The sequence below is a fragment of the Streptomyces sp. RP5T genome (genome assembly GCF_003933965.1).
In the GTDB taxonomy this organism is placed as follows: domain Bacteria; phylum Actinomycetota; class Actinomycetes; order Streptomycetales; family Streptomycetaceae; genus Streptomyces.
Genome location: NZ_RSAJ01000001.1, coordinates 16,822 through 29,007, shown reverse-complemented (window position 1 = coordinate 29,007; position 12,186 = coordinate 16,822). Strand labels below are relative to the sequence as shown.

9 protein-coding genes and 3 pseudogenes are annotated in these 12,186 nt (G+C 67.4%); 8 read left to right on the top strand and 4 right to left on the bottom strand.

All coding sequences use genetic code 11. The features are described 5' to 3' along the window. Window positions 1–62: 62 nt before the first annotated feature. Both EHS43_RS00125 and EHS43_RS00120 read right to left on the bottom strand, forming a co-directional pair. A complete protein-coding gene (locus tag EHS43_RS00125) occupies window positions 63–827 on the bottom strand; it encodes a TIGR03936 family radical SAM-associated protein (protein ID WP_125188217.1) in 765 nt (254 codons plus the stop codon). Window positions 828–875: 48 nt separating this feature from the next. Beyond that, on the bottom strand, window positions 876–2,033 hold the full coding sequence (locus EHS43_RS00120) for a hypothetical protein (RefSeq protein WP_125188215.1): 1,158 nt from the start codon (window positions 2,031–2,033) through the stop codon (window positions 876–878). Between the two features lie 149 nt (window positions 2,034–2,182). Between EHS43_RS00120 and EHS43_RS00115 the strand changes: the two genes are divergently transcribed. From EHS43_RS00115 to EHS43_RS00100, 4 genes are all read left to right on the top strand, one after another. Further along, on the top strand, window positions 2,183–2,767 hold the full coding sequence (locus tag EHS43_RS00115; protein ID WP_125188213.1) for a TerD family protein: 585 nt from the start codon (window positions 2,183–2,185) through the stop codon (window positions 2,765–2,767). Between the two features lie 120 nt (window positions 2,768–2,887). Further along, window positions 2,888–3,586 (top strand): DUF899 family protein, encoded by a 699-nt coding sequence (locus EHS43_RS00110; RefSeq protein WP_125188211.1) that lies wholly within the window; start codon window positions 2,888–2,890, stop codon window positions 3,584–3,586. A gap of 112 nt (window positions 3,587–3,698) precedes the next feature. Then, window positions 3,699–4,532, top strand: coding sequence for a class II glutamine amidotransferase (locus EHS43_RS00105; RefSeq protein WP_125188209.1), 834 nt, complete (start codon window positions 3,699–3,701; stop codon window positions 4,530–4,532). An 80-nt stretch (window positions 4,533–4,612) separates the two neighbouring features. Beyond that, window positions 4,613–4,951 carry a hypothetical protein gene (locus EHS43_RS00100; RefSeq protein ID WP_125188207.1) on the top strand — a complete coding sequence of 113 codons (339 nt, stop codon included), beginning with the start codon at window positions 4,613–4,615 and terminating at the stop codon, window positions 4,949–4,951. Here the strand turns inward: EHS43_RS00100 and EHS43_RS00095 are convergent. Beyond that, complete coding sequence (locus EHS43_RS00095; protein WP_125188205.1) at window positions 4,945–5,355, bottom strand: hypothetical protein; 411 nt, start codon at window positions 5,353–5,355, stop codon at window positions 4,945–4,947. The two genes, EHS43_RS00100 and EHS43_RS00095, sit on opposite strands and share 7 nt — an antisense overlap. Window positions 5,356–5,436: 81 nt before the next feature. On the opposite strand from EHS43_RS00095, the pseudogene EHS43_RS00090 reads away from it, so the two are divergent. From EHS43_RS00090 to EHS43_RS00080, 3 genes and pseudogenes are all read left to right on the top strand, one after another. Beyond that, window positions 5,437–5,757, top strand: a pseudogene (locus tag EHS43_RS00090) (XRE family transcriptional regulator); the annotation flags it as partial. Between the two features lie 302 nt (window positions 5,758–6,059). Beyond that, entirely contained in the window at window positions 6,060–7,196 is a 1,137-nt protein-coding gene (locus EHS43_RS00085; RefSeq protein WP_125188203.1) for an FUSC family protein, read from the top strand. A gap of 501 nt (window positions 7,197–7,697) precedes the next feature. Then, window positions 7,698–9,296 (top strand): annotated as a pseudogene (locus EHS43_RS00080) (recombinase family protein). 45 nt (window positions 9,297–9,341) lie between these two features. Here the strand turns inward: EHS43_RS00080 and EHS43_RS00075 are convergent. Further along, complete coding sequence (locus tag EHS43_RS00075) at window positions 9,342–10,478, bottom strand: protein kinase (RefSeq protein ID WP_125188201.1); 1,137 nt, start codon at window positions 10,476–10,478, stop codon at window positions 9,342–9,344. 352 nt (window positions 10,479–10,830) lie between these two features. Here EHS43_RS00075 and EHS43_RS00070 point away from each other — a divergent pair. Further along, window positions 10,831–12,066 (top strand): annotated as a pseudogene (locus tag EHS43_RS00070) (IS256 family transposase); the annotation flags it as partial. Window positions 12,067–12,186: the final 120 nt, after the last annotated feature.

The following is a 12,186-nucleotide window of genomic DNA, read 5'->3' as shown; positions in this document are numbered from 1 at the left end:
GACCCAGGTGGCTCCCGAGTACGAGGGCTGCGCTACGACGCCCGTCCTTCGCGGGACCTTCCTTACGCCGGCGCCTTCGCGGCGGCAGTCGGTTCGGCCGTTGAGTGGGCCTCGACTGCCTCGCGGTCGGGCGCGAGCGGGTCGGTCACCGTGCCGGTCTCTTCATCGAGCAGCCCCTGCGCCAGCCTGGTCACCGCTGCGGGGACCGGCGGCGCCAGGTCGGCCACGGCGCGGAGACCGGACAGGACGTCGTCGGGTCGTACGGCAGGCGTCACGTGCCGAACAACCAGCCGCAGTATCGCACAGGGCTGGTCGGTCGGCCTATCAGCGGGTTCACTGTGCGTTTCGAGTTGTACGACCGCGGGGCGGGCGTCGAAGGTCCTCAGGCCGTTCTTGGTGGTGCGCTGGACCTCGACCGCCTCGGCGGTGCTGAACGCGGCGACCGCGCGCCCGGCCTCCGCCGGGTCGACGCCGTCCAGCCTGAGCTCCCACACGGAAGCGGTGAGCCGGTCGGCGAGTCCCGAGGTCCGGGCCTCGACCGCGTCGACGATGTCGAGCCCTGCGGGCAGCGACTCGTCGAGGAGGAGCCGGAGCTTCTCCGGGTCGCGCGCCTCGGTGAGCGCGATCTCCAGGTACTCCGCCTCACTGCCCGTGCCGGTGGGTGCGGCATTGGCGTACGACACCTTCGGGTGCGGTGTGAACCCCGCCGAGTACGCCATGGGCACCTCGGCACGGCGCAACGCACGCTCGAAGGCGCGCTGGAAGTCACGGTGGCTGGTGAACCGGAGGCGGCCGCGCTTGGTGTAGCGCAGTCGGATGCGCTGCACCGCCGGTGCGGGCGGCGGGCCTTCGGGCTGTCGCTTGCCCAGTGTCGCTCAGTCCTTCGTGAGTGCGGTCGTACTGCTACCAAGAGTACGTGTGTCGGCGCCCGTCGGTTCCCGCCGGGCCACTGCTTCCCTCGCACGGGGTGCGCCGAAGAGGATGCGCCGGACGTCGGCCCGGGCCTGCCGTACGGACTCCCGGGCGGAGGCGAGCGCGTCCCGGGTGATGCGTCCCACACTCCGCGCGGCCTCGGCGACGGGGCGGAGCACCACGTCCCGGACCACGTGTCCCACGGGGGTCAGGACCTCGCGGTACACCCAGCGCACCGGCTCGACGAAGATCCACCGCAAGAGGGTCCCGAGGAACCGGCCGACGGCGAGGGAGATGTACCCGGCGATCCGCCAGGCATGCCCCAGCGCGCCCCACACCTCCCGGGCGACGACGGCGAGGACCCGTCCCACGGGCGCGAGGACCCAGCGCCACAGGGCGACGGCGGGCAGGACCAGCAGGACACGGGCGATCCAGTACAGCGCGACCCCGATGCCGGTGACGACGACACCCGCCAGCCAGGCGAGCCCCCTGGCGCACCAGACGATCGCACGCCCGACCGGCGTGAGGATCCAGAGGAGCACGGCACCGATCCCCTTGAGGAGCCACACGACGGCGTGCCCGACCGGGGTGAACATGCGCGCGTACACCCACGTCAGCCCCGCCACGACGCCCCGCACCACCCAGGCGAGGCCGTGCCCGATCATCGTGCAGAGCCAGACGAAGCCCGCGCCCACGCCCCTGAGGAGCCACACGATCCCGTGCCCGACCGGGGTGAGCACGCGCGCGTACACCCACACCAGACCGGCCACGAGCCCTCGCACGATCCACGCGATGCCGTGTCCGACCGGCGTCAGCACCGACCGGTACAGCCACACCAGCGGGATGACGAGGAGAACCTTGCCGAGCAGGCCGACCGCCTTGGCGAGGGGCACGACCCCGTAGCGCCACAGGGCCGTACAGGGCCAGACGACCAGCGCCCGCCACAACGGCCGCAGCAGGCTGTCCCGCAGGAAACGCCCCACCACGACGAGCGCGTCCCAGGCGATCCGCACGGGCACGACCAGCACGAGCACGACGATGCGTACGGGGATGCGAATCGCGACGGCCAGACATCCCTCGGGCGGGGGCGTCTGCTGCGCGGGCTGCTTCTCCAGGTCCATAACGACGTAGACGCCTCAGTTCCCCGTCCGGATCCAGTACCGCACCTTGCACCGCGCGTGTACTCGAAATTCTCCGCCATCGGCCTCGATCACTCTACGAGACCGGGTCCGCTCTGGGACGTCGGTGCGGGCCCGTGCACTATGTCCCCATGATTACGCTGACGAAGGAAGACGGTCCCGCCGACCTGGACGGTGTGACCCATCTGTCCATAGGGGTCTCCTGGGACCCCACCGCGGGCGCCAGCGGGGGAGTGATCGGCAAGCTCCGCCGCAAGACCGGCACGGACCTCGACCTGATCGCCATCGCCATGCACGACGGCGACCCGGTACGCCTGGCGGGCCTGGACTCGCTCGACCCCATCGGCAACGGCTCCCTGCTGCACAGCGGCGACAACCAGACCGGCCACGGGGACGGCGACGACGAGACGGTCACGGTCGAGTTCGCGAAGATCCCGCCGCACATCACGTCGATCGTCTTCGTCGCCGCCGCCTACAAGAAGGGCAGTTCCTTCCAGAAGGCCCGCAACATCAGCTTCAAGGTCTACGACGCCACCGGCGGCAGCTCCCAGCAGGTCGCCGACATCTGGCCGAGCATGCTCACCACGGACAACGGCTGCGCGGTCGCCAAGGCGGTCCGGGTCGGCACCACCTGGAAGCTCGAGGTCATCAACGCCACCGGCAAGATCAAGCAGGGCGACGAACTGGCCCTGATGCGCTTCGCCGCGAGCAAGTAGCGGCTACCGGGAGCGGGGCTCGGCGCAAGCGTGCCCCGCTCCCGGCCGATGAGTTCCGAAGCCCCACGGGGTCTGCCTCCGCACAGGAAAGAACCGCGCACGCACTCCGTGAGGGAACCCATGACCGCACACGCACTGCCGCCCGTCGTCGACGCCGCGACGTGGGAGCACCGGCTCCAGGAACTGCGGGCCCGGGAGAAGGCCGCCACCCGGGAACTCGACGCCATCGCCGCCGAGCGCCGCCGCCTGCCGATGGTCGAGATGCCCGACTACACCCTGGAGGGCGCGGACGGCCCCGTACGGCTGGTGGACGTCTTCGAGGGCAAGCGGCAATTGATCGTCTACAACCACATGTGGTCCACCGGCCAGGAGTGGCAGTGTCCGGGCTGCACCGCCTTCACCTCGCAGTACGCCCGACTGGAGTTCCTGGACAACTACGACGCCCGGTTCGTCGTCGTCACCCAGGGCCCGATCGAGGAGGCCCTCGCCTACCGGGAGCGGGTCGGCAACACGATGACGTGGTACTCGACCGCGAACAGCCCCTTCGGGACCGACGTCGGCGCCCCGCCCGGCGGCGGATACGCGGTCAACGTCTTCCTGCGCGACGGCGACACCGTCCACCGCACCTGGCACACCGACGGCCGCGGCACCGAGCAGCTCGGCCACACCTTCGGCCTGATCGACCTCCTCCCCTACGGCCGCCAGGAGCAGTGGCAGGACTCCCCCGAGGGCTGGCCCCAGTCCCCCACCTACAGCCGCTGGGCCAAGTCCAAGGACATCGCCGCGCTGTACGGCCCGGACGCCGCCGGCGCACGCTGAGCGGGCCCCGGGCGGGGCGCCGCGGGCTCCACGCCCTGCCGCCCCCGCCCGGGACGTCCATACTGGTTACGGGAGTGTCGCCGCCCTTCGCCCGAGGAAGGTGAGTGCGCGCATGTGCCGTTGGATCGCCTATTCAGGCACGCCTGTCCTGCTCAGCCGCATCCTGTTCGAGCCCCGACACAATCTCATCGACCAGAGCCTGCACTCCCGCCTGGGAGTGGAGACCACCAACGGTGACGGCTTCGGCATCGGCTGGTACGCACCGGAGATCACCACACCGGCGGTCCTGCGGGACGTGGGGCCCGCCTGGAACAACCGGAACCTCCAGGAAGTCGCTCACCACGTCCGTTCGGGTCTGTTCTTCGCCCACATCAGGGCGACGACCGGCACGGCCGTACAGCAGACCAACTGCCACCCCTTCCGCAGGGACCGCTGGCTGTGGATGCACAACGGCATGATCAACGACTTCCATCTGCTCAGACGTGACCTGGCCCTGGCCGTCGACCCGGCCCTCTATCCCGAGATGGAGGGCTCCACCGACTCCGAGCTGATGTTCTACCTGTCCCTGACCTTCGGTCTCACCGAGGACCCACCGGGAGCCGTGGCCCGTATGGCCGGCCTGGTCGAGGAGACCGGACGCCGACACGGCGTCGTCCACCCGCTGCAGATGACCGTCTCGCTCTCGGACGGTGAGCGGCTGTGGGGTTTCCGCTACTCCAGCGAGGGCTCGTCGCGGTCCCTGTTCTACAGCACCCGCGTGGAATCCCTGCGCGCGCTGCACCCGGACACCGCGTTCCTCCGCGAGGTCGGCGACGAGACCCGCCTGGTCGTCTCCGAGCCCCTGGGCGACCTGCCCGGCGCCTGGAACGAAGTACCCGAGAGCAGCTACGGCATAGTCCAGCCGGGCCAGGACGTGCTCCACCCGTTCCACCCCGAGCCCGTCTGAACGACCGGGTGCCGAGTGGCCCCATGGCAGGGGCCGGTCATCACCTTCTGCGCCCCGCGGTGCCGGCGCACGCTGACGGCATGACCGGCAACCAGGCACGCACAGGCACCGGGTCACGGCACCCGGAGGACTTCATGATCCTCACTCCGGCTCACATCGCCGTCCCGGCGGGAGAGGAGTTCTCGGCGTCCGTGACGGTATGGCCCGCGGGACCACGCCACCAGGTGAGCGCGACGCCCTCGCCCGGGGCCGACCTGCGGATCGAGGTGCGCGGCCACAAGGTGACGGTCACCGGCCGCCTCGCCCACGCCCGCGACCGCCACACCGTCCTGATAACCCTGCGGGACGACACGGACACAGCCCACGACACCCTGACCATCGAGGCCACAGTGCCGCGGCATGTCCCGTCGGTTCAGTAGCTGGCAGTCCGGTCGAAGCTGGTGACGTTGAGCTTGATGCCCTTCACGGTGTTGAGCGTCGTGAAGTAATCGCCTCTCGCCGTCTGGCCGGGTTGCACGTTGGTCTCCAACTGCGAACCGCTGTCCACACGCGTGCCGTCGGCGTCGACCGCCTCCCAGTCCCAGGCGTAGTCGGACTTCTCGCTGCTGCTGTTCCTGATCGTCCAGACGAGCCAGATGTCGCTGATACCGGCTTGCGAACGGTCATCCAACTCGAAGCTGACGAGGTCGGCCCGCTCCCTCGCGGGTTCCCGTTTCTGCCCCTGCTTCGTCCTCGCTGCCGGGGTCGCACTGGGCGCAGGGGCGGTGCTCTCGTCCTTGCCGCCTGACGCCACCGCCAGCACAACGACGACGATCACGACCACCGTGGCCAGAGTTCCGGCGCACCCCCAAAGACAGCCCCGTCCTCGCCGCTTCTTCTGCGGCGGCCCTGGGGGCGACGTCCACAGTTCCGCGCCGCCTGCCTGGCCAGCCCGGACGACGAGGGATTCCAAGCGGTGGCGGCCGAGCTGAAGGCGGCGAGCGCGGAGTTCGCCGAGCTGTGGGCGCGACGGGACATCGAGGAGGCCGGGCAGATCCGCAAGGAGATGAATCACCCGGTACTCGGGCTGCTGTGCTTCGAGTCCAGCGTGATGAGGCTGCCGGCGCGGCCCGACCTGTCGATCGTGCTGCACACGCCGCTGAACGAGGCGGACACCGCGGGCAAGCTGGAGTGGCTGGCGTCACCGGAGGGGCGGCGCGGAACGATGTACCCCGTGGCGGGATAGCGGCCGGGCCGCTTCGTCGACGCGTGGCATGAGCGACCGCAACACGCTCTGCCCTGGGTTTCCCGACCAGAGCGGCGCGGGGGCCGCACCACGGGCGGCCCGGGGTGAGCAGTCGAGGCGCATGCGGACGGAAACCCGGTTCACACGTCGGCTCATGCAACCCTGACGCATCGCGTGCCGCCGCAGACGCCTCAAGCCTCAGTTCACTCGCAGGCACCAGTAACAGCGGCACACCGATGACACGGACAGGAGAATTCATCGCGGAAGCGGCACATTCGGCGCATGAGCGAGGGAGAGCGGTCGTGGCCGACGACAGCGACCGAGCGGCACAGCCCGCGAACGAGGGGAAGGCCGCAGGCCGGCTGTCGAAAGTGTTCGCGCGCAACCCCTCCGGGCTCAACTGGCCGCGAGCGGTGCTGTTCCTGGACGCCATGGTCGTGGTGCTGTTCGTCTTCTGGGCGATCGGCCATGAGCAGTACCTGCTCAGCGCGCTCTTCGGGCTCTTGTTCACGGCACTGGCCGATCCGGGCGGCGGCTACGGACACCGCGCCTTCGACGCCTCGCTCTTCGCGCTGATCGGTGCCGGGATGACCGCGCTGGCCTTCGGCGTCGGGGCGGCCGCCTGGGGCTGGCTTGTGCTCGCCGCGTTCCTGGTCACCCTGGCGGCCGGGCTGGCCGCCGTGTTCGGGGCCCGCAGGTTCGTCAACGCCCTCCTCCTCAACATCTGGTTCATCATCGCCGTCGCGCTGGGGGTCGGCCTTCACAAGACGAGCCACATCACCAGCCACACCTGGGCCCAGGTACTGGCCTGGACCGGCGGGTCCGCACTGTGGATCCTGCTGACGTTCCTCTGGTGGCTGATCCGCGGACGCACCGACTCGCCCAAGCTCTTCCCTGAGCTTCCCGGCGACACTTCGCGACGGAAGCCGACCTCCCCGCTGATCGTCTTCGCGGTGATCCGCGCCCTGGCCATCGCCGGCACCGTGGCGCTCGCATACGGACTGGACCTGGCGCACGGCAGCTGGATCTCGATCGCGGCCATGATCGCGATGAAGCCGAACCTGGAACAGGCCACGCTCGTCAGCGCACAACGGCTCGTCGGGGCGTTGATCGGCGCCTGTGCCGCCTCACTGCTGCTGCTGGTGCCCGTGAACGAAACCGGACTCAGACTGCTCGCAGTCGAACGCGGCCTCGAAGTGGTGGCGCTCATCCTGCTCATGCACGGGGCGGGAATCCGCTTCTGGAACTACGCGCTCTACACCGCGACCATCGCCGCGGGCGCGCTCATCCTGGTGGACCTGCCCCAACCCTCCGACTACACGGCCGAGGGCTACCGGGTCCTGTGGACCCTGTGCGGTGTGGGAATCGGCCTGCTCGTCATGCTGGCGGCCGGCCTGCTCGCCAAACGCACCGCCAGAACATCACGCCGGACGACCTGACGGCCACGTGCCCACGTACTGAGCATGACGCCGGGCCGGGCGCTTCACCGGCACGGCCGCAGGCGGACGAGGCATTCACGCCCGCCCGCCGACGCCCCAAGTCGTCACTCGACGGGGCCGTCGCCTGGCGACCCGCGGCCAGCAGCCCTTGCAGGACGGCAACCTGGGCGTCCCGTTCCTCCATGCATCGCCTTGCCCCTGCCTGCCGGTACTGCCCCTGTGCGCGGCTGACGAGCCTCAGATCCGCACCCTCGCTCGCCCCCCGCCAACCACCACAACCACCCGAACGATCGCCCCCCTCACCTCAGTGAGAGTGACCGCTCGCGGCCGGCGCCGGACCCGCGTTCTTGACCGTCAGCGGGAGCAACTTCTTCCCGGTCGGTTCTGGATATGGGTGTCCATATGCGAACGTATGGAACAACTTTCAAAACCAGCTCTACGCTGGTCAGCATGGGGAAACGAGGACAACGACGGCTCGCGGCAGAGCGAGCGACGTACAACGTGGAAGCCGAGTGGACCGAGGCCGATCTAGCTCTGTTAGAGGAGCTGAAGCGGGCCGAGTCCCTGTTACCCGAGGACGCACCTCGGGCCCTCCTGTCCGTCCGCTTGTCCGTGTTGACGGATGACACGACATCGCCGGTACGCCAGGAACTTGACCTCCGCATCCTTGCCAGGGAGCGGGGCTGCCGAGTAGTCGGCGTCGCCTCAGACCTGAACGTGTCGGCCACCAAGGTGCCGCCATGGAAGAGGAAGGAACTTGGGGACTGGCTGAACAACCGCTCCCCCGAGTTCGACGAGATCCTGTTTTGGAAGCTCGACCGCTTCGTGCGTCGTCTCTCCGACCTCTCGACGATGATCGAGTGGAGTCTGAGGCGCGGGAAGAACCTCGTCTCGAAGAACGACAGCCTTGATCTCACGACGACGGCCGGGAAGATCATGGTCACGATCATCGGCGGCATTGCCGAGATCGAAGCGGCCAACACCTCCACCCGGGTCACGAGCCTGTGGGACTACGCGAAGTCTCAGGAAGACTGGATCATCGGCAAGCCGACATACGGCTACGTGACCGACTAGGACGACTCGGGGAAGCTCGTTCTCGTCATCGACCCCGAAGCGCACAAAGCACTGCACTGGGCTCGGCGCATGGCCCTTCGAGGGCGCTCCGCCCGGTTCATGGTGCGCTGCCTGAAGCGGTCCGGCCTCATGAGCCAGGGGCTCACTGTGGCAACGCTTCACCGCCGGCTCCGGAACCCTGCGCTTCTTGGATACCGGGTAGAGGAGGACAAACAAGGAGGGCAACGGCGTTCGAAGCCGATCCTCGGTCAAGGAGGGCAACGGCGTTCGAAGCCGATCCTCGGTAAGGATGGCAGGCCGATCAAGGTTGCGCCCCCGATCTTCACCGACGAGGAATTCGAGACTCTCGGTGCCGCTCTCGACAAACGCAAGAAGAACCAACCTCCACGCCGTGTCGGCGGAACGACTCAGTTCCTCGGCGTCCTCTTGTGCGCCGACTGCAAGACAAACATGACCGTGCACATCACGAACAACGAGTTCGGTACCTACCACTACCTGAGGTGCCGCAACTGCAAGAGTGGCGGACTCGGCGCACCCAACCCCCAGCAGGTCTACGAACGCCTTGTGGAAGACGCGCTCAAAGTCCTGGGTGACTTCCCGGTCCAGGTCCGCCAGTACGCCGAGGGCGCCGAGGTCCGACGCGAGATCAAGCGCCTTCAAGAGTCCATCGCCCTCTACATGAAGGAGCTTGAACCCGGAGGCCGATATACAAAGACCCGGTTCACGAAGGAGCAGGCAGAGACGACGCTGGACAAGCTCATCGGCGAGTTGGAGGCCATCGACCCCGAGACAGCGAAGGACCGATGGGTCAACGTCCACGGCGGTAAGACCTTCCGCGAGCACTGGCAGGAAGGCGGCATGGAAGCCATGACCGCAGACCTGTACCGAGTCGGCATTCGGTGCGAGGTCACCCGCACGAAGGTGCCGAAGGTGCGAGCCCCGAAGGTGCACCTCCGCCTCCTGATTCCAAAGGACGTACGCGAACGGCTCGTGATCCGAGAGGACGACTTCGCGGAAGCCTTGTAGAACGATCAGCTGGCGCGGCTTCCGCTTAGGGCCGTGCCAGCTCAGTCAGTCGAGCGGCCTAACACTCGCGGCCATGGGCCCTTTGGGGCCTGATTCGATGCGGAAGGTTACCTGTTGCCCTTCCTCCAAGTCGCGGTAGCCCGCAACGTCGATCTCAGAGTAGTGAACAAACACGTCAGGACCACCATCCGTCGTGAGGAAGCCATACCCTTTCTCAGAGTTGAACCACTTCACGACCCCCTTCACGTGCCCGTCCGGAGCACTCATCGATTCCCGAGGTGCATCCAGTTTCACGGGTTGGACTTCAAGGAGCCGGGTAGGCAGTGAGTTCACCGTGGGTGGCTCCATTGCAAACTGAGACACCGTCAAAGCCCTCAAACGCACACTAACACTCGTAGCGCTAGCAGGCCGCTCCTCAGGGGTCTTGGCAAGAAGGTCGAGAACAAGGGCATCCCACGCCAGACTCAGCTCAGGCCGATGTGTACTTGGAGGCATCGGCTCAGTCTTCACATGCGAGAGAAGAACCGCCATCGGTGGGCCTGTGAAGGGAGCCCGCCCCGTGAGCAGTTCGTAGAGCGCACAGCCAAGTGAGTAGAGGTCGGAACGGTGATCGATGCGTTGGCCCTGTGCTTGTTCCGGCGAGATATATGCCGGAGTTCCAACCATCGCCCCCGAAAGGGTAATACGCGTATAGTCATCGGCCTCCGCGTACGCGGCAATACCGAAGTCAACAAGCTTTACGTTGCCGTCAGGCGTGAGCATGACGTTATGAGGCTTGAGATCCCGGTGGTAAACCCCTTTACTGTGGGCCTCAGCGAGCGCCTGGCAGATCTGGACGCCCCACCGTGCAACCGTCTCCGGCGGCTGTGATCCGTTCTCGCTTACGACTTGGCGCAGGTTCGAGCCAGCAATCATTTCCATGACCACGTAGTCCGTGTCCACGTCTGTGTCACGTCCGTAGTCATACACGGCGGCGATGTGCTGATTGGTCAAACCCGCAGCGGATCGGGCCTCACGACGCAGACGAGCAGAAGCTTCAGGCGCCTCAGCGAGACTCGTGATTGTCTTGATAGCCACGGCGCGGTCGAGGTTTTCATCATGCGCTTTCCACACGGTGCCCATCGCGCCCCTGCCCAGCACTTCGATGAGCCTGTACCTGCCGCCCAAGGTCTGCGTAGCCACGTTGCCTCCCGCCCTTGCTCACGCCTCGCACAAAGCGTAGCGATCGAGCCCCCGCATCAGGGATGTCCAAGACCAAGCCAGACGCCACTGTTACACGCAGTGCAAGTCGAGGACGGCGGCCGCCGCTCAGTCGAACGACGATGAAGGATCGAACGGTTCCTCTGTGCCGTCGTCGTCCACGATCACAATCTCGCTTTCGATCAGGCACGCGCCCCTCTCGTTCGGATAGGAGCAATGCTCAAGACCTGTGGATCAATCTCGGCTTGGACGCGGAGGGCGTACCTTCCCGATTGATCCTGTGATGGTCACCGAGTAGGCCCGCGTTCGCAGCGCGGGTCGGGAAGGCACGCCCGTGCTCAGCGTAGTCAATGCCGACGGCAGCACCCCGAACGGCTCCCTGATCGACGAGATCGTCCGCGACGGCGCCCGGCGGATGCTCGCCGCCGCGCTGGAAGCCGAAGTCAATGCCTACATAGCCGAGTTGGCTGATCAGCGGGACGACCAGGGCCGTCGTCTGGTGGTGCGCAACGGCTATCACAAGCCCCGGTCGGTGACCACGGCCGCCGGGGCGGTGGAGGTGAAGGCCCCGCGGGTGAACGACAAGCGCACCGACGAGACCACCGGGGAGCGCAAGCGGTTCTCCTCGGAGATCCTGCCACCGTGGTGCCGCAAGTCCCCGAAGATCAGCGAGGTGTTGCCGCTGCTCTACCTGCACGGCCTGTCCTCCGGCGACTTCGCGCCCGCGCTGGAGCAGTTCCTGGGCAGCTCGCCCGGTCTCTCACCGGCCACGGTCACCCGCCTCACCACCCCGTGGCAGGTCGACCACAAGGCATTCGGCGAGCGCGACCTGGCCGGATCCGACTACGTCTACGTCTGGGCCGACGGCATCCACCTGCGTATTCGCCTTGCCGAGGCGAAGTCCTGCGTCCTGGTGCTGATGGGCGTGCGCGCGGACGGCACCAAGGAGCTGATCGCGATGGCCGACGGCTACCGCGAGTCCGCTGAGTCCTGGGCCGACCTGCTGCGTGACTGCGCCCGCCGCGGCATGCGCGCGCCCGCGCTCGCGGTCGGTGACGGCGCGCTCGGCTTCTGGAAGGCCTTGGCCGAGGTCTTCCCAGAAGCCCGGCACCAGAGGTGCTGGGTTCACAAAACAGCCGATGTGGTCAATGCCCTGCCGAAGTCGGCCCAGCCAGGTGCCCGCAAGGCCATGCAGGACATCTACAACGCCGAGGACCGCGAGCACGCGCTCAAGGCGGTCACCGTCTTCGAGCATGCCTACGGCGCGAAGTGGCCCAAGGCGGTGAAGAAGATCACCGACGACATCGAGGAGTTGCTGGCGTTCTACGACTTCCCGACCGAGCACTGGATTCATCTGCGCACGACAAACCCGATCGAGTCGACCTTCGCCACCGTCCGCCTGCGGACGAAGGTGACCAAAGGTGCTGGCAGTGCGGTCGCCGCGCTCGCCATGGTTTTCAAGCTCATCGAGTCCGCCCAGCAGCGGTGGCGAGCCGTGAACGCACCCCACCTCGTCACCCTCGTCCGCGCCGGCGCCCGCTTCGAACACGGCCATCTCGTCGAGCGTCCCGAGGTGCAAGTCGCTGAGCGTCCTCAACCAGCATGCGTGTCAAGGGACTTAATCCGAGGTTGTCGCACGGGCCCAGTACTCGCGGACCACGGCCAGGTTGCCTTCGAAGACCTCATCGCC

Coding starts and splice junctions, on each gene's coding strand:
- EHS43_RS00120 (WP_125188215.1), bottom strand. CDS start 2,033: ATGGACCTGGAGAAGCAGCCCGCGCAGCAGACGCCCCCGCCCGAGGGA.
- EHS43_RS00115 (WP_125188213.1), top strand. CDS start 2,183: ATGATTACGCTGACGAAGGAAGACGGTCCCGCCGACCTGGACGGTGTG.
- EHS43_RS00110 (WP_125188211.1), top strand. CDS start 2,888: ATGACCGCACACGCACTGCCGCCCGTCGTCGACGCCGCGACGTGGGAG.
- EHS43_RS00105 (WP_125188209.1), top strand. CDS start 3,699: ATGTGCCGTTGGATCGCCTATTCAGGCACGCCTGTCCTGCTCAGCCGC.
- EHS43_RS00100 (WP_125188207.1), top strand. CDS start 4,613: ATGACCGGCAACCAGGCACGCACAGGCACCGGGTCACGGCACCCGGAG.